The organism is Bacillus sp. CHD6a (assembly GCF_001293645.1).
In the GTDB taxonomy this organism is placed as follows: Bacteria; Bacillota; Bacilli; order Bacillales; family Bacillaceae_I; genus Sutcliffiella_A.
This window is the reverse complement of sequence record NZ_LBMD01000001.1, coordinates 139,008-156,641: the sequence shown is the minus strand read 5'-3', so window position 1 is coordinate 156,641 and position 17,634 is coordinate 139,008. Positions and strand designations below refer to the sequence as shown.

The window sequence follows — 17,634 nt, the reverse complement described above, 5'->3', positions numbered from 1 at the left end:
AAAGGGGGTTACTTATTTTTCATTTGTATCCATTAAAACTAACTCTTTATCTGGGTAGGTTTTCTCTATATGATGCTCACCCCATACACAAAGCATGTCTAATGCAGGCTTTAAGGACCAGCCATATTCGGTTAATTCATACTCTACTTTAGGAGGAACCTGATTATAAATAATCCTATTAACCACACCATCAGATTCTAGCTCTCTTAATTGTTGTGTGAGCATTTTTTGAGTTATATTTGGCATTAGTTTTTTTAATTCGCTAGTGCGTCTTTTACTTTTTATTAGGTGACACAGAATAACTACTTTCCACTTACCACCAATAACTTCCAATGCAGCTTCCACTGGAATGTTGTATTCCTTCATAAAAATATCCCTTCTTTATTAGGTATTTATTTTTCTCATTATACCACCAAGATCTTATAGGTAAATAGGGTACTTCCAGGTACCTACCTCACTTTAAAGTGCGTACTTACACTATTAAACAACTGCCTTCATAATAAGAACTCGAAAGGATTCCTAATGGCGCTGACAGGAAGTCCACAACATATGAAGGAGGCTTTTAAGATGAATTCACAAGCAGTTTCTATAGATCATCCTAAAACAAACAGAAAAAATAGTACGTTAGCATTGTTAGCTTTAGCAATAAGTGCTTTTGGAATTGGAACGACTGAATTTGTTCCAGTTGGCTTATTGTCAACGATATCAAATGATCTGAGCATCTCCATTACAATGGCCGGTTTGTTAATCTCTGGTTATGCAATGGGTGTTGCTGTTGGAGCACCAGTATTAACGGCACTGACAAATAAAATGAATCGCAAAACACTACTCATCTCACTCATGATTGTGTTTATTATTGGTAATACGGTAGCAGCTTTATCCAACAGTTATGAATTACTATTGGTAGCAAGGTTTATCACCGCTTTCTCACACGGAATCTTCTTTTCTATTGGAGCAACCATTGCTGCTGATCTTGTTCCAGCTAACAAAAGAGCGAGCGCCATTGCTCTAATGTTTACAGGATTGACTGTGGCAACGGTAACAGGTGTACCACTAGGGACTTTTATTGGACAAATGTTTGGATGGAGAGCAACGTTTTGGGGTGTTGCTTTGTTGGGGGTGATTGGAGCAGTAGCAAGTGCAATATTAATTCCGCGCAATTTGAAAGAGGCACCACCATCAAAGTTACGTGAGCAACTTGATGTATTGAAAAACAGTAAGCTGCTGATGGCTTTTGCAATAACTGCTTTAGGATATGGTGGTACTTTCGTGGCTTTCACTTATTTGACACCACTTTTAGAAAATGTAACAGGATTTAGTGCAAAATGGGTAAGTGGAATCCTACTTGTTTACGGTATAGCAGTTGCTTTTGGAAATGTAATTGGTGGGAAGGCTTCAGATAAAAATCCTTTGAGAGCACTAATGTGGATGTTTATAATGCAAGCTGTCATTTTGGTTGTGTTGACATTTGCAGCACCATTTAAAGTTGTAGGGTTAATCGTGATCTTCTTAATGGGAATGTTTGCATTTATGAATGTACCTGGACTTCAGGTGTTGGTTGTGAATCTTGCGGAAAAATATGTACCTTCTGCAGTAAACGTGGCTTCTGCGCTCAATATTGCAGCATTTAACGTAGGGATAGCGATTGGATCGTTGTTAGGTGGTATTATTGTGGATTCTATAGGTCTGATCCATACTCCATGGATTGGGGGAGTCATGGTGATGGGGGCTGTTGGGTTGACGGTTAAATTAATGAAAATGGAAGGGAAAACTGCTCATTGATGGGCGGTTTTTTCTTTTTTTAAGGGAGGGAAGTGCTATTATTTGCACATAAGAACGAATGTTCGTATAATAAAAATATAGGTAATTAGATCTAGATCTATCGGAGAGGAAGGCGAAAATATGAAGCAGACGCGAAATAGAAAAATCACCTTAGACCTCCCAGAAATTATTAAAATGTATAATGATGGTATGAGTACCTCTGAAATTGCAATTGCAGGAAATGTATCAAGTCGAAGAATTACACAAATTCTAAAGAAAAATAATGTGGAACTGCGTCCTAGGGGACATTGGAAAAGGAAGTATCATATAAATGAGGATTATTTTAAGCACTGGTCACCGAACATGGCGTATATATTAGGGTTTTTCTTGGCGGTTGGAGTAATAAGTGGAGAATGACAATCAGTAAGTTTTGCTCAAAAGGAAATCGAGATTCTTGAAAAGATAAGGGATGAACTAAGTTCAGTTCATCCAATAGGTGAATTTAAAAATGGAGTACACTTTCTTAATATAAACAGCAAAGTTATTAAAGACGACCTAATGAATATCCATGGTTTAACCCCAAACAAATCTAGAACTGTAGAATCTCCTTATGTACCAGAAGAATATATGCATCATTTTATAAGAGGGTATTTTGATGGGGATGGAAGTATTAATTATGAAAAATACGTTGTTACATTTGTTGGTGGTTCTGAACTATTTCTTAATGAATTAATGAAGGTACTTGAAAAGCAACAATTTACTCCATATTTGAAGGTTAAAAAGTCACATTATCGTCTTTTCATTACTGGGAGAAAATCTATACAAATCTTCGCTAACTGGATATACAAAGACAAAACTTTATTTCTCCAAAGGAAGTTTAATGAATTTAATAAAGAAAAATCACCATTCGATGAGTTGGAAGATAGAGCTCTAAAACTTACTAAAGAAGCAGTGTTAGAACGCAGAAAGATTTTTTTAAAACTATTAAAAGTAAATGGTTGTGTAAAGCTCACTAGTGAAATAATTGGAATTAGTCCGTATACCTACAAAACCTGGCTGAAAAAAGATAGGATATTTGAACAGGAGTTTAATAGTATACTGACGAGTGACACAAAAGTCCTTACTCATAAGTAGTTGATATTAATATGTTTAATTGTAGCCTCTATGGAATTTTGTGTCATTTTTTTTGACACAAAAGTCCTAACAACCTTGTAAATTGACACAAAAGTATTAACAACATTGTGTAAGCAGTTATTCCATTAAAGGGCCATATAATTGAATAACGCAAAACGCAAATACAACAAACTGGTTATTTGTGTTAAAATAAAAAGGGTTCAGTTTTCAATATTATGAATTATATAAAAACTAGCACTATATAAAAGGTGGTACAACTATTTTGATTGAATTGAAAAAAGAAGAGTATGATAAATTATTTGAACTAGTGAAACGACCAGATAGTATCCATAATGTGTTTGTATATTCGGTTATTGAACAAAAACAGGAAGGTAAAATATTTGTTAATAATAGAACTAATCCCACTTCAGGTTTAGTTGTAAATCAGGGTGGATGCTATTACGTTTTTGGTGATGTATCAGATAACGTATTTAACAAATTACTAGTAGAATTTTTAATGGAACCATCCAATCATGCAAATTTTTATGATATGTATTTATCATCAATAGAGTGGTTGGATTTTCTAAAAAGTTCACTTGAAGGCAATGTTGTTGAATTAAAAAGAACCCATTACGTTTTAGAAGAACTTAACTCAGAAGTAAAAGAAGTTGCTATACCTAAAGGATTCGAACTTAAATCAATGGATAAAGGGTTGTTTGATAAGTATAAGGAACAAATTGATGATTCCTATGCTTATCTTTGGGAGTCATCTAATAGATATCTTCAACATGCATTTGGCTTTTGTATACTTGAAGACGGTGAATTTGCGAGTGTTTGCAATACTTTTTATATCGATAGTAAATTTATTGCTCCAGACATTATAACATTAGATAAATTCCGTAAATTTGGATTAGCTACATTAGTATGTTCACAATTTATAAAAAAAAGCCAAGAGCTAAGACTAAAACCATACTGGGATTGTGATGCTGGGAACGAAGCTTCCAACAAACTTGCACAAAAACTTGGATTTAAAAAGTTGGGTGATGTCCCCATTCTATGGTGGCATGAAAACCCAAAAGTAATTGATAACTATTTAAAGAAGAATAACTATATACAAAATCACTAATTTATTTTAGGAACTTGGGGTTTGATTCTTAGACTGGCGCTTTTCATAAACAAGGATGAGCGCTCATTTTTATTTTGGCAAAGGATGAAGAATAAAATATTGTAGGAAATTTTAAATTATGAAATAATTGGTATTAAGTTATTGGATATAGGGAGTGAAAAAATGAGGATATTATCAATTTTTATAATCATTTTATTTATTTTATCTGGTTGTAACAATGGATACCAGACTCTTGAAGAAGCGGTTCAAAGTCATTGGAAATCTCCAATAAAAGTAATAAACGAAGACCGAGAGAACAAATTAGTCTACTATCTAGACCAAAATCAACATATATTAGGGGTTTATGAACAAGAAGGTAATAAGTACAAATATGACAACGAGCAAAGTGTTGGTATGACTTTTTCATCTGAAATAGGTCTACCTTTTTTGGTTTCCGCTAACCATTTTGATGGAATAGGAAATGTTATTCATGGTGCAATTACAACAGATGAACATACGGTAGAAAAGTTTGTTCTCCACTATAAAAACGGAGAAACACAAGAAATTGATGCAAAGAATAATACATTCATAACCAAGTATCCAACTTTTTTATCAATAGACTCAGTACTGTTTTTTCAAGAATTGGAAAATGCAGTCGGATATGATGTGAACGGTGAGATTATCGAAATTTGGGATAGAAATGCAGAAATTAGTAACTGAGAAAATCAAACCATAGATAATATACTGTTTTAACAAGTGTGAATGTAGGAGTAGTTCGGATAGACACTTGTTCAAGAATAGGGAGTTTAATTGAATACCACCGAAACAAAAATAGTTGGGGTTTCGTCTAATTCAATGAGAATAGGGGGATGGTATGAGACGCTTCAGTGTAATACTAATGCTTTCTTTATTACTTTTTAGTGGATGTAATATTGAACAAAATCAGAACCAAAACATAATCGGTTATGAATATCTTTCTAAAGATGCTGTAATTCCAGATGAAGTTAATCAATGGTTAATTGGTGCGGAAACCTCCAAAGATGAAATCATTCATAGCTTAGGCTCAGAAGAGGGAATTATGTATGTTTACGCTAAGGGACATAAAAAAGCAAAGGTATCATATATTAACGAAAATATAGAAGGTAAACAATATCAAAACCTAAAAGTTACTTTATTAAAAGGGAACAGTAACGATACTGTGTTTGTTAAAATTTCTTATGACTCTGATTTATGCTGTGATACCGAAATATTAGATGCAACTGAAAATGAAGACGAATTTTATGCTGAGCGAAGGTAATAAGCCCTTATTAAGTTAATAAGTAGTTCAGTTTTCGAGTACAAAACTTTAAATTGTAGTCCAAAATGGACTACTTTTTTCATTGATATTGCACCTTTAATTGTCATACTATTTGTAAGTTAAAAGATAATTGGGAAATTTGTGGTATTATATAGATGTGAAATGTTTCTTATTCCATTAAAGGGCAGTTTAATGGAATAAGAAGTGAACCGCACGCTAAAACTTTGCACCAATAAATGTGGATAATGATATTTGAAGAAGGAGGAGTTATATTGGTTGCCAGCTTAATTATATTTGGAATTATAATTATGATTTTAGGTGTTTTAACACCAATTGGTTCGGGAACACCTTATTCAAAAAGATGATAAAAATAAACCTAATACAGAAAAATTACATTCCACAGAAAGAGGAGATATAAATGAATTATATATATCAGCTACTCGATATTATGAACGGAAATACTATAGGAATGATTCTAGAACTGCTATTAATAACGTCTTGTATATCAACTATAATTTACCTCTTAACAAAGAACCAATATATATCGTTACTTTCCTCAGCTCCTATATTCTTTATAAGCTCTTTATTACAATATCGTACTTCACATTTGTTTTTTCTTTTATTGGCTATTTTAACCCAGGCAATTATCCTTCTCATTATTCAAAATAAAAACAATAAGAGAAAAGTTCAGGGTTAGTAAAGAACTCTTTAATATTGCTAGTTCTAATTTTTGCTCTTTTCCAGTATTTAAGACCAAAGGCGAACTTTTTACAGAAGTTTTAATAAGGGACAATTAGATTATTACAATTTGACAAAGTTAAGAATTCGGAGTTCCCATTACCATTTTGAGAAATTTATATCTTTTCTACAAAATAGGAGCGATTGCAGCATAGTGCTTCGCTCTTTGCTTAGAATCTATGGTAGGAAAAAACGGTCCGCAAATTTTAATTGTGATAGTCTCTCAAAATAGTTCAAAAAGGGATTTTTTAGAGTATGTATATAATATTCATCACAAAGGGGGGAAAACGATTTGAACAGAAAAATAACCATTACTGTGATAAGTTTAATTGTCATAGTTGCTGGGATATTATTTATCCAGGATAGAATGAAAAACACTAATTATGAGGAAGCTGTATCGAATATGCTGAGTGAAGGCGAACAAGTTAACAAAATTGAAATTCTTTGGAGGACAAGAGACGATAACCAAGTGTATGTACAGAGAACGGCTATCATAACTGATGAAAATACTATAAATAGGATTTTAGAAGAGCCTTCTGATATGAAATTAAAGAAACAAAATAGAACTCCTGGTACTGAATACTCACTTACATTTTATACCGATTCAAAAGTTGATGGTATCGTTTTCGGTGAAGGTGATATACAAATTGGAGATGGATTTTTTAAGATCGCAGATGATAACTTATTAGAAAAAGTAATTAAGAATGAAGAGTTAGAGTGGGAAATTAAAAATTAAACACTCCCTTGTTATTCAACAAACTAGGGCATTTTTTGAAGAAGGAGAAATGTTCTTTTTTTGAATTAAAGGGTAGTGTAATAAACAAGGAATTCTCAATATCAGTCCCGAATACACTTATAGTGATATGAAAATGGTTTTTGCGTTGTTGGGAAGCTTTAAGGAGGTACTTGCTATGGGAATATTATTTTGGCCGCTTATGATTGTATCCATATTATTAGCTTTTATAGCTTTAAGAACTAACAAGTCAAAATTTCTTGTAATATCCAGCATACTTATATTACCTTTATCACTATATTTAGCTGCAACACCACGGTTTGAGTGGTGGGGGTTAATATTTCCACTCTTTTACCTTGGAGCTGCTTTCACTCTCAGAAAGAATATTAGGTGGGTGCCTGTGTTGTTGATCTTTCCGAACATTATACTAACTGCTTGGATTGGATTTTCTGTACTGAATCAATAGCAAGTCCATTTAGTCAATCTAATTGAACTGGGTTGTTATTTCGGAATATAGGAGCGATTGCAGCATATAGGGTGTCACTTCTTTACTTAAGAATTGTACAGCATTAACTGAGCAACTGTTTATTAATATTGAAATAAAATGACGGACCTTTGGCTGCAATAGGTATTAGATATTGGTTAAAACAAGAGGACACCTCGCGTAATATTCTATATTTTTTGTTTTTTTCTAGTTAAAGAATTTTATATTATGTATGTCTACGGAGGAGGTACTAGATTGGACATAATAACTCTTTTTATTGATTTATGTCGTAATATAAAAGGTTTTTTTCTAATAAGGATGATGGATCCCTTGATAAAACTAGAGTGATTGTTGGATCTTCAGTGGTTTTATTTCTAACAGGAGCGATAATATACGTTTTTTATAGTCAATTAGGGTGATAAAGAGTTGAAATGTAAAAACCTCTCATATTCAACAATCTTAGAGCTTTAATTGAAGATCGTTATACCGGTAACACTTTATATTACAAGACAAAAGACTCGTCAACGATCGACGAGTCTTTTTACTTTTCTAAGCTTCCAGTTTGGTTGTCAATATTAGAGTGTCGTTATGTCTTTTATTGTTTTTTTCTGTGTAATTTTCATAACTTATTTTTTTTAGGAAAACATAATGACTAATTAAGGAAATAAGGATATAAATAAAGGAGAAGATGAATAATGTTTTTTAGATATTTAGTTGTATGCTTAATAACTGGTTCACTTTTTTTCTCTAATGAATTGCTTCTTCAGGCAGAAAGCCTTAATTCTAATCCAAGAGATAAAGAAATTCAACTCAAAAAAGGAGAAGTACTAAACGTAAAGGATCCTGAACTTGAAAGAAGAACTAACGCTATAGGTAAAAAAATTATTGATGCGGATTTTCATAACAAAATTGATAGAGAACTAAAAAAAGCTGGTTATAGAAGACATACATTCACGGGAGAATTTTCACCCAGTATCCAAAACCTGTTCATTGAAGTAGTTAAACCAAAAACTGAAAAAGAAGATGTAACTATACAACGCATTAGGAATATAGTTAATCAAATCGCAGAAGAGAACAATCTCGGTGAATGGAAAACAGAAGTAACATTCCATAAATAAAGAGGCTGTGACATAAATAGCTGAAGTAGAAGGGCTCCGCACATCTTTTTTGATGAAAGAGCCCTTTTTACACAGTAATTCTGTGTGGTTTTATCTATTCAACAATCATAGGGCGATTGTTCAATATAGACAATCGTTTTTTCTTTTAACAACGGATGATAGGAGAGTAATATAGAGAGCCTTAATTGTTAGTAAGGGAGATGAATACAATGTCAAACTCTAAGGAAGAAGAAAAGTTAGCTGGAGGGAATGTCTCAAATGTATATCGATTCGAAGATACAGTTCGACGAGAAATAAAACCTAATAGTTTGGAAATACATAAATTATTGCAGCACTTAGAGAGCAAAGGTTTTAATTATTCTCCGAAGTTTTTGGGTATTGATGAAAAAATAGGGAGATATTATCCTTCATTGAAGGAGAGGCCGGAAATTACCCTTTGTTTAATCGAAGAACATATACAAGTTATCTCGAAATCGAGTCTTCCGCAATCTGGGCGCAATCCTTGAAAAAAGGATAAGCGCTTATTTTTATTTGTTCCAATTAACAGTGCTTACTAAAGAGGGTTACGATTTTATTTGTGGAAGTTATTTACTTACCGTAAAAAGCTTACTATACAAATTTCCCATTAATGAATTTAGACAATAAATGGATGGGGATTTTTTGTTGTTGGTCATTCGTTAACGGTTACAACATCGTCTGATGAAAAAGCGGCACTTTATTTTAATTAACTGTAACTTTTTACATAACTCAAACGAATTATAAATGAACTGAAAACAAGGGGGGAAAAGATTGATTAATGTAAAGGATATCGAATCCAGTATTGTTGTCATTTACAATAAACACCATTTAGATGTCTATCGATTTCTTATTTGCTTTTCTGGAAATCTAAATGATGCAGAGGACTTAACACAGGAAGTATTTATTCGAGTGTTAAAAAATCTACCCAATTTTAATTGTACTAATAACCTCAAGACGTGGATTTTTTCCATCGCGAAACACGTTGCAATTGATCATTATAGAAAAAGAAAGTTTGCCACAATATTTAGGGAGGGATTTTTTAAACAATTAGAATCAAATAATAAAAAACCTGATGAAGAATATGAAATTAATGAAATGAAAGAAATAGTGCATGATGCAATTTCAAAATTAAAGCCCAGTTATAGGGCTGTAGTAATTCTCCGTGGAATAAATGAATTTTCGATAAAAGAAACTTCAGAAATTCTTAAATGTAGTGAATCAAAAGTGAAAGTGGATTATCATAGAGCCTTAAAAACACTGAAAAACAAATTGCATTTTGCTACTGAGGAGGTTTTGACAAATGCTAAATGAGAAAGATTTAATGAATACTATCAAAAGAACTTATCAGCAACAGCCAAGAGAAGAGTTCGTTGTCTCTACTGAAAAAATATTAAGACAAAAAGCTAGAAGTATGGATAAAAGAATACAAGTAAAAAGATTATCTGCAGTCTGGAGTGGCGTCTTTCTTTTTGCAGTTGCTTTTTCTTGGATATTTTTGTTCAGTGGAAAGGATGTATTGATTAATGCTTTATACAACTTAGATGAAGGGGCATCTTCATCTGTAATCAATAGTACTAAAAAAGAACCATTAGTATTTATTTACCACACACATAACCAAGAGTCCTTCACTCCAGAACTAAATGAAAGTAGTAGTGAAAATGCATTTAGTGATTCTAAAAATATTACATTAGTTGGTAAGAAATTAAGTGAAGCTCTAAATGAGAAGAATATAAACGCTATCTATGATGATACCGACATAGCTAGTGTTTTAAACGAAAGGGATCTAATGTTTGCAGATTCCTATCTAATTTCAAGAGAGATTTTACAAAATACATTAAATGAGCACGAAAGTATCAAAATGGTTATTGATCTACACAGAGATTCACAAAAAAGAGAAGCCACAACAGTTAAAATTAATGGAAAAGACTATGCAAGGATTCTATTTGCTGTATCTTCTATCGGTGAACATTATGATATTAACAACGAATTTGCTATAGAACTGAATTCAAAACTAGAAGAACTATATCCAGGTATCACTAGAGGAATATATTTACCTGGTGAAAGTGCACGTAACAACTATAACCAAGACCTTCATCCTAATTCTGTATTAGTAGAAATAGGTGGTATAGAAAATTCCTTGGAAGAGACATATAGAACAGCAGAAATCTTTGCAGAAGTAGTTAAAAAAGTAATGGATGATTTAGAATAAATTTGTCTTACTAACTAAGGGGCCAATTACTTATGTTGTACACAAAAATTTCACTTTAACTTGATAGAAGAACGACCTATAAAATAGATGTAATTTATGGCTGGATAAACTTAATGTTATTTCGTTACAGAAGGCTATAATTGAGAATTTATACAAGTTAGCTTGAATTCAAGTCTTCAGCTATCTAGCGCAATAGTTGGTAAGTAAAAGGCTTAATACTCCAAAAATAAATAAGAGCCAAATTGTGTAGATGCTTCCATTACACAATTTGGCTCTTTTCATGTATTAATAAATGATTCAGCTATTGAATCCTATATCAAATAGCATAATGTTGTATATGGTAGCGTTGATTCATCAAGATTCAGCAAAACTAGTGTTTTTTCTTTGAAGGAAAATATCTAGTTTAAAGAGAAGTCAATGAGAAATATAAATAATCCTTCCGAATGTTGTCAATTATGGGATGAAACAAATAATCTATGGAAATTAATAGAAGAAAGAGGAGGCATCTAAAGTGTATATTCCTGTTAAACAAAAAAAGACAAGTCATTTTGGAAGTAATTTTTGGGAGTGTAACAGCAAAAAAATCGGTAGAGATGTATTCTTTTATAGTGAACTCGAATATGATCACTGGATACTAATCGAGAGTAATCCTCGCATAAAAGCATTCTGCGAGCAGCCATTAAAAATAAGTGGTTATATAGATAATGAGTATAGAGAGTCAATTTTTGATATGTGGCTTTTATGGGAAGATGGAAAAGAAGAGTTTGTTGAGGTTAAGTATTCACGAGACATTGAAAATCTTGAAAAACGTAAAGATAGAGTGTCAAAACAAATACGGCTCCAACAAAATTGGTGTGAAAACAATAATTATAATTATAGAATTGTGACGGAGAAACAAATAAGAGTTAATCCTTTATTTAGCAATTCAAGAATAATATTGCCTTATATTCATTTAGGGAAGAGAGCTACAACAGATTTAATATATTTCAGAATACTAAAATTTCTAAAAAGTACCGAACAAGTAACTATAAAAGCCATTTCCAATTATTTTGAAGAAGTCCAGATCTCGGAATTGTATAACTATATCTTTTCATTATATCTAGACAATAAAATTATGTTGAATATTGAAGTAGCTCCAATTAATCAATATACTGAGGTGTTTCATAAAAATGAATAATGATTATGTAGGTATCTGCAGAGGAAATTGGCCATCAGTTAATCCAGAAAGCTTAGATAAAGATAAAAGAGAAATCTTTTTAAATAGAAAAAATGCTATTGATTCAATTTTAGATGGTGAACTATCAGTAGAAGAAATATCTGATACTTCTAAGATTGTCGTTCCTGAACTGTACAGGTTGTTAAATAGATGTATTTCATTAAATGAACAAGGACTACCAAATGGCTATGTTGCGTTAATTCCATATAAACGGTTAGTTTCCTATAACAGGTTAGAGTCTATTAATGGTTTTGAGAATAGTGACACGAAATTAACTGGTGCATTTAAGAAGCTTTTAAACTTATACCCGCAACTAGATGAATTGATTCACAATTTAGTTTTTCCTAAACGAAAAATAAAGCCGGACAATAATTACAAACGACCTAAAGATATTCACAAAAAATTTATTGAAGAATGTAAAAAATTAAATATTTCTCCTGAAAAAGGAGAGTATCCTTTCAATACTGTTGATTGGGGAAAAAGGGCAATTTATCGTTACGTGAAAAATTTAAAAGAAAAGAATCCACAAAGGGCTATAAAAGATTTTGGTGATTCTGCAATATCTCTTTTTAACTCTACGGGAGTTGGTGACATGAATCATATAATTGAGAGACCTTTTGAGAGAGTGGAGTTTGACGGTCACAAACTTGATATTACTTTAGCAATAAAATATACAACTCTAGAAGGTGATGAGATTGTACAAGAAATTAATAGAATTTGGATTTTAGCGGTTGTAGATTGTGCCACCACCGTAACACTTGGGTATCATATATGTTTGGATTCAGAGTATAGTGCATTTGATGTTATACAATGCTTTAAAAATTCTGTACTACCTCACAAGTCACCAAAATTCACAATAAATGGTTTATGTGCTCCAACAAATGGTTACCATTCACAAGTTATTTCAGAAACACAGTTTGCAATATGGGATGAAATTGCAATGGATAATGCTAAAGCAAACCGTGCTGAAATAGTTAAAGATAAAACAAAAAAATTATTTGGTTCTCGTATGAATTTCGGTCCGGTTGGAACGCCAACTCGTAGACCACATATTGAAAAATTATTTGACTTATTAGAAGAAAGTGGGTTTCATCGGACTATTAGCACTACGGGTAGCAATCCTAAAGACCCCAAAAAACAAAAACCCGTGGAGAAAGCTATTAAATATGAAATTACTCCAGATGAAATTGAGCAACTAGTAGAAGTATTGATTGCGAGATTAAATAATACTCCAAAAAGATCTTTAAACCATTTGAGTCCACTTGAAGTAATGAATCAAAGAATTCAAAGGAATTCACCATTTAGAATACTCGGCGATAAATATAGGGATGGATCAGAATTTACTACTATACAAGATGCAAGGGTAATTAGAGGTAATATGAAGACGGGGAAGAGACCCTATATTCACTATGAAGGGGTAGAATATAGAAATGAATTATTAGCTGAAAATTATACCCTGGTTAATACAAAGGTTGCTTTAAAAGTGAATATTGAGGACCTCAGATATATCACAGCCTACTTACCCGATGGAAGTGAATTGGGATTATTAAAAGCACAAGGAAAATGGTGCATTCGCAAACATTCTTTAAAAATACGAAAGACAATTAACAAACTTGCATATAGAAGAGAAATTAAATTTCTACTTGATGATGATCCTATCGAAATTTACCACAATTACCTGTTAGAAAAAGCAAAAACAAACAAAAAGGCTCGCAATCAAATAGCAAAACATCAAAAGGAAATAGAGGAAAAATACAAAGCTGATGCACAGGCTTACACAAGTCAGCAAAATATAGACCCTTCGGAAGAAAAAAACAGTAATGTAACACGGTTGTTTAGATCTAACAACACACAAAAAAAACCAAAATTAGAACGATTTTCTTTCAATTCTTAAGATGAGGTGAGTATGTTGAAGATGGAAAAAAATGAGGATTTTGTTGAAGAAATAATTTTAAAAAGACCAACTATACCGGTGGGGGGACACCCAGTTGAAACTGGGGATTATATAGTGGACACATTAGCTATAAATGCAGTTGCAGAATCAATTTTAAATTGGATTAACTTAAGAGTCCCAGGAGGAATTGTTTTTGGTGAACCTAGGTTAGGCAAGTCACGTGCAATAAAGTACATTAGGAATGTTTTTGATTACAAGTATCCTAATCAGTGGCTAAATCTATCAATACTTACCCGAAAGAAAAGAACACCTAATGAAGATAGTTTTTTTGAGTTTTTTCTTAAAGATGTTGGACATTCTATTTATTCAATAGGAAAGCCAAGCGCCAAAAGAGACAGGTTGACTAATTTCCTTTTAGACAAAGGTGACCAAACAATAAGAAATCAAATAGTATTATTTATCGATGATGCTCAACGACTTACCAATATAGAGTACGAATGGTTAATGGATTTGTATAACGAGCTGGATAGTTTTGGAATTACACTAACAACTTTATTGTTTGGACAAACGGAGTTATCTCAAAGACGTAACTTATTTATAACTACGGACAAGCAAATTGTAGGAAGGTTTATGATCCACGAAGAAAGATTCTTTGGGATAAGAAGAAAAGATGAGTTGGCTTATTTATTAGCTTCATATGATAGCATTACTGAATTTCCCGAAGGGAGTAATTGTAGTTATACAAATTTCTTTTTTCCAGAAGGATTTGTGAAAGGCCAAAGGCTTGAAAATGAAACAAATAATATATGGAATTCAATTGTTGAACTTCGAGCTGAATATGGAATTAAAAAAGGTGTAGAAATACCGATGCACTATCTAATAGCAGTGATTAATTATGTATTGCTCAAATATGGAGCAAATGATGAAGCAATATTTTGGCCAACTGCAGCAATTTGGAAGGAATCCATTTTCGTATCAGGTTATTTAAACGCGGAGGTGCTTAGATCATCCAACAGTTAATAATTAGGAATAAAAGAAGACCTGTAGCAGAAAGTCTCTGGAATAAATCCTGGACCTACTCCTTTGAATCTCCTTGGAGTATATTTATGAAGTACTGTTATTTAAATGCACTCACTTTTTCAGAACTGTATTTAATATTTGGAGAAGAAGATACACTAAACTCAAAAGGCAAAACAAAAGCATTTAACAAATCCGTTCTATTATTAAATGGATTTAATGAAATTAAGTTAGAGAAAGTATTTGCTTCACCATTGAAAAAATTGAATGAACAATTATTAACGAAAATCTTAGCTCCTTTAAGTAATAGGCAAGATTTAAAATATAAATATATTGATAATAACTTAAACTTCTGCCCCTTATGTATTACAAATAAATTCCATTCAACATTACATCAATTTTCCTTCGTCCATACATGTCCTTTTCATAATGTTAAGCTTATTAACTGTTGTCCTAAATGTAAAGCGAAAATTCCATATGACCTAAATAATGGTGGTACTATAAATAACAAATATGCATGTACTTTTTGCAGTTTTGAATATTCAAGTGATGAAAGACATTTAAATTATGATTTTTATCCAAAAATTTCAGATAAGAATGTAGAAAGGTGGTTAACACTAAATATTAATGAAATCAATAAAATAAGGACTAGCATAATTTTTGACGAACATTTTTTGAAAATGGAGAATGAAGAAGTGGAATTCAAATATGACATTCCATTCTTACTTTCAATATTAAATGAAAAGGATTCTTGTAAGCATAAATCACGTAACCAATATTTAGATAAGTGTTTAGTAAAGGAAAGAGTTAGAAAAAGACCCTACTTAAAAAACGAATACTATTACGAATCGCTTTTTGAAAACAAAGATGTCGAATATTCATATAATGAAACAGATAAGCTATTTAATAGCATTTCAAGACACCTAAGAAAAACAATCTTAAAAAATCATATTAGTTGTATTAAAGAATTAACAAGATACAGACATGATATTAATGACGAAAATTTATGTCCTATTGCAATAGCTTATGTTTATTGGAGACTAAGACTTCAGGGATTTAAAAGTTATGAAGATGTAGATAACTGGGGTACGGCCCCTATTTATAGATTTAGAATACTTGATTATGGTTACCCAGTGTCATCCCTTCGTTTTAAAAACTGGTTAAAGGAATTGGAAGGAGAAGGTATATTACCCAGTTCTATCTCATTATCTAGACACACTTATTTATGGATCATCAACAATTTTATAGGAGAAATGATATGGGCCGAATTTTATAGGTGTTTAGAATATGCCCTGAACTGGAACAATCAAGAAAACATTTATACTATTGATTCAATATTTACCTTTAAGTATATGAGCAAATTGATAATTTTTAAAACTGAGGGAAACTATTATTTGATAAAGGGAACAAAATCTGAACTAACTGATATAAAAAAGAAGTTAATACTAATTAACGAAAAAAAATGTGTAAATAATAATAAGTTTAGAATAGATTCCACTTATGTAAAGCCTAAACCTAAAAGATATTTTCGCTGAGATGTATAAAAGCTAAATAAGTTGTCCTCACTGATATTAAAAAGTGAGGTTTAGCTATGATTTCATGGAGAGAAAGTTGGATGGAAGAATACGAATCAACATGGGGAATCGCCGAAAAATTTAAGTTTGTTAATCAAGTATCAGGTGAAGAGTTGAAGGATGAAGGAATTAAGGAGATTTTTTATAAACATTGCGGTCCTTTAATTAGAAAAATTACAAATTCCGAATTAAATCACCTTTCTTACCTTACTATTAATAAAAAATATCAAATTTACATTTCAACCAAAGTGAGATTTTGTCCAATTTGTATTAATCGTGGATATCACAGCTATCTGCATCAGTTCACACTATTAAAAGAATGTATCTTTCATAAAGAAAAACTATATAGTCGCTGCCCTAACTGCAATTGTGAATTGATTTATAAAAGCATTTTCGAGAATAGGAATGCTTTTGTTTGTAAATGTAATTTTAATTTTATAAATAGAGACACTTTCTTAAATAATCTATTTTCAGAAAAAACTATTCACACCACACCGACACGGATAAATAAATGGATAGATTCACAATTAAGAATGCAAGGCGTAACGGTAATCTTTCCAATATACGGGTCAATACCTCCTGAGATATTTCAGATTATCCAATTCCCAAATGAACAAAATGGATATTCAATAAAAACTAAATATTTTAACCAAAGTATAAATAACAGTAATAACTTTAACTTTAAAGAATTTTTTCGGAATTCAAAAATGATTTTGGCATCAGTAAAGAAAAATATAAGAAAAAAATTAAGAAATGATGAATATAAGTTAGCTTATAATTTATCTAGGTTACATCCACTTTCTTCACCTATTTCTAAACAAGTATCCGCTTATCTTCTTTGGAGAATGTATATTTCGATGAATTATGATCTAAGAAACATTGATAACGGAAAAATAAAGTATCCTTTTATTTGGGATGAACCTAGATTAGCGTGTAGTAGATATGATGAAATTATTTCTCGACTTTACCTGGAAATCAATTCATATGGGATCCGTAAAAGAGACCTTCATAATTTTTTATTACTTTTATTCTGCCATCTATTGTTATTTGATTTGGAGAGAATTCAAAACTCACATGATTTAAATCACCACTTTAAATATACAGATTCTAGAATTGATTGGAATTTATTAAATTGTAATAATTTCATGGGAGTAGTGCTGAATATCCAAGAGAGCAAAATAGAAATCATAACGGAAAAGCTAGCATATGAAGATTCTTAATATTTTAATGAACTAAGTTTAATTTATGAGCCGGCATAAGGCTATGCGGATTTTAACTTTTGTACATCATAGACAACTAAACACTCTTCACTAAAGTAGTAGTTTTAATAGAATGTTTCAAAATCATTCAATATAAC

General features: G+C 31.6%; 16 protein-coding genes and 1 pseudogene. 16 read left to right on the top strand and 1 reads right to left on the bottom strand.

What is annotated here, in order from left to right; genetic code table 11:
• Positions 1-12: 12 nt before the first annotated feature.
• Complete coding sequence (locus AAV98_RS00870) at positions 13-366, bottom strand: winged helix-turn-helix transcriptional regulator (RefSeq protein WP_060663665.1); 354 nt, start codon at positions 364-366, stop codon at positions 13-15.
• 156 nt (positions 367-522) lie between these two features.
• On the opposite strand from AAV98_RS00870, the gene AAV98_RS00865 reads away from it, so the two are divergent.
• The 16 genes and pseudogenes from AAV98_RS00865 to AAV98_RS00785 all read left to right on the top strand — a co-directional run bounded on the left by AAV98_RS00865 (position 523) and on the right by AAV98_RS00785 (position 17,497).
• Positions 523-1,782, top strand: coding sequence for an MFS transporter (locus AAV98_RS00865; RefSeq protein ID WP_082380709.1), 1,260 nt, complete (start codon positions 523-525; stop codon positions 1,780-1,782).
• 120 nt (positions 1,783-1,902) lie between these two features.
• A complete protein-coding gene (locus AAV98_RS20860) occupies positions 1,903-2,178 on the top strand; it encodes a hypothetical protein (protein WP_331456864.1) in 276 nt (91 codons plus the stop codon).
• A gap of 141 nt (positions 2,179-2,319) precedes the next feature.
• Positions 2,320-2,895: an LAGLIDADG family homing endonuclease gene (locus AAV98_RS20855; protein WP_331456863.1), complete on the top strand. Its 576-nt coding sequence runs from the start codon at positions 2,320-2,322 to the stop codon at positions 2,893-2,895.
• Between the two features lie 262 nt (positions 2,896-3,157).
• A complete protein-coding gene (locus AAV98_RS00855; RefSeq protein ID WP_060663663.1) occupies positions 3,158-4,000 on the top strand; it encodes a GNAT family N-acetyltransferase in 843 nt (280 codons plus the stop codon).
• A 162-nt stretch (positions 4,001-4,162) separates the two neighbouring features.
• Positions 4,163-4,699, top strand: coding sequence for a hypothetical protein (locus AAV98_RS00850; protein ID WP_060663662.1), 537 nt, complete (start codon positions 4,163-4,165; stop codon positions 4,697-4,699).
• A gap of 154 nt (positions 4,700-4,853) precedes the next feature.
• Complete coding sequence (locus AAV98_RS00845; RefSeq protein ID WP_060663661.1) at positions 4,854-5,276, top strand: hypothetical protein; 423 nt, start codon at positions 4,854-4,856, stop codon at positions 5,274-5,276.
• A gap of 1,030 nt (positions 5,277-6,306) precedes the next feature.
• Positions 6,307-6,750 carry a hypothetical protein gene (locus AAV98_RS00835; RefSeq protein WP_060663659.1) on the top strand — a complete coding sequence of 148 codons (444 nt, stop codon included), beginning with the start codon at positions 6,307-6,309 and terminating at the stop codon, positions 6,748-6,750.
• A gap of 1,176 nt (positions 6,751-7,926) precedes the next feature.
• On the top strand, positions 7,927-8,349 hold the full coding sequence (locus tag AAV98_RS00825; protein WP_060663657.1) for a hypothetical protein: 423 nt from the start codon (positions 7,927-7,929) through the stop codon (positions 8,347-8,349).
• Positions 8,350-8,558: 209 nt separating this feature from the next.
• Positions 8,559-8,788: pseudogene (locus tag AAV98_RS00820) on the top strand (aminoglycoside phosphotransferase); the annotation flags it as partial.
• Between the two features lie 350 nt (positions 8,789-9,138).
• Positions 9,139-9,678: an RNA polymerase sigma factor gene (locus tag AAV98_RS00815; RefSeq protein ID WP_060663655.1), complete on the top strand. Its 540-nt coding sequence runs from the start codon at positions 9,139-9,141 to the stop codon at positions 9,676-9,678.
• Positions 9,668-10,576, top strand: coding sequence for a stage II sporulation protein P (spoIIP, locus tag AAV98_RS00810; RefSeq protein WP_060663654.1), 909 nt, complete (start codon positions 9,668-9,670; stop codon positions 10,574-10,576). Before AAV98_RS00815 ends, spoIIP begins: the two co-directional genes overlap by 11 nt.
• 511 nt (positions 10,577-11,087) lie before the next feature.
• Complete coding sequence (locus AAV98_RS00805) at positions 11,088-11,753, top strand: TnsA endonuclease N-terminal domain-containing protein (RefSeq protein WP_060663653.1); 666 nt, start codon at positions 11,088-11,090, stop codon at positions 11,751-11,753.
• On the top strand, positions 11,746-13,686 hold the full coding sequence (locus AAV98_RS00800; protein WP_060663652.1) for a hypothetical protein: 1,941 nt from the start codon (positions 11,746-11,748) through the stop codon (positions 13,684-13,686). The genes AAV98_RS00805 and AAV98_RS00800 overlap by 8 nt, the downstream gene beginning before the upstream one ends.
• Positions 13,687-13,698: 12 nt before the next feature.
• On the top strand, positions 13,699-14,706 hold the full coding sequence (locus tag AAV98_RS00795) for an ATP-binding protein (protein ID WP_060663651.1): 1,008 nt from the start codon (positions 13,699-13,701) through the stop codon (positions 14,704-14,706).
• A gap of 86 nt (positions 14,707-14,792) precedes the next feature.
• Positions 14,793-16,238 carry a hypothetical protein gene (locus AAV98_RS00790; RefSeq protein WP_060663650.1) on the top strand — a complete coding sequence of 482 codons (1,446 nt, stop codon included), beginning with the start codon at positions 14,793-14,795 and terminating at the stop codon, positions 16,236-16,238.
• Between the two features lie 80 nt (positions 16,239-16,318).
• On the top strand, positions 16,319-17,497 hold the full coding sequence (locus AAV98_RS00785) for a hypothetical protein (RefSeq protein WP_060663649.1): 1,179 nt from the start codon (positions 16,319-16,321) through the stop codon (positions 17,495-17,497).
• Positions 17,498-17,634: the final 137 nt, after the last annotated feature.

Excerpts from the sequence above, each read along its gene's own strand:
- AAV98_RS00865 (WP_082380709.1), top strand. The coding sequence starts at position 523 with ATGGCGCTGACAGGAAGTCCACAACATATGAAGGAGGCTTTTAAGATG.
- AAV98_RS00850 (WP_060663662.1), top strand. The coding sequence starts at position 4,163 with ATGAGGATATTATCAATTTTTATAATCATTTTATTTATTTTATCTGGT.
- spoIIP (WP_060663654.1), top strand. The coding sequence starts at position 9,668 with ATGCTAAATGAGAAAGATTTAATGAATACTATCAAAAGAACTTATCAG.
- AAV98_RS20855 (WP_331456863.1), top strand. The coding sequence starts at position 2,320 with ATGAATATCCATGGTTTAACCCCAAACAAATCTAGAACTGTAGAATCT.
- AAV98_RS00825 (WP_060663657.1), top strand. The coding sequence starts at position 7,927 with ATGTTTTTTAGATATTTAGTTGTATGCTTAATAACTGGTTCACTTTTT.
- AAV98_RS00800 (WP_060663652.1), top strand. The coding sequence starts at position 11,746 with ATGAATAATGATTATGTAGGTATCTGCAGAGGAAATTGGCCATCAGTT.
- AAV98_RS00870 (WP_060663665.1), bottom strand. The coding sequence starts at position 366 with ATGAAGGAATACAACATTCCAGTGGAAGCTGCATTGGAAGTTATTGGT.
- AAV98_RS00790 (WP_060663650.1), top strand. The coding sequence starts at position 14,793 with ATGAAGTACTGTTATTTAAATGCACTCACTTTTTCAGAACTGTATTTA.
- AAV98_RS00845 (WP_060663661.1), top strand. The coding sequence starts at position 4,854 with ATGAGACGCTTCAGTGTAATACTAATGCTTTCTTTATTACTTTTTAGT.
- AAV98_RS20860 (WP_331456864.1), top strand. The coding sequence starts at position 1,903 with ATGAAGCAGACGCGAAATAGAAAAATCACCTTAGACCTCCCAGAAATT.
- AAV98_RS00795 (WP_060663651.1), top strand. The coding sequence starts at position 13,699 with ATGTTGAAGATGGAAAAAAATGAGGATTTTGTTGAAGAAATAATTTTA.
- AAV98_RS00785 (WP_060663649.1), top strand. The coding sequence starts at position 16,319 with ATGGAAGAATACGAATCAACATGGGGAATCGCCGAAAAATTTAAGTTT.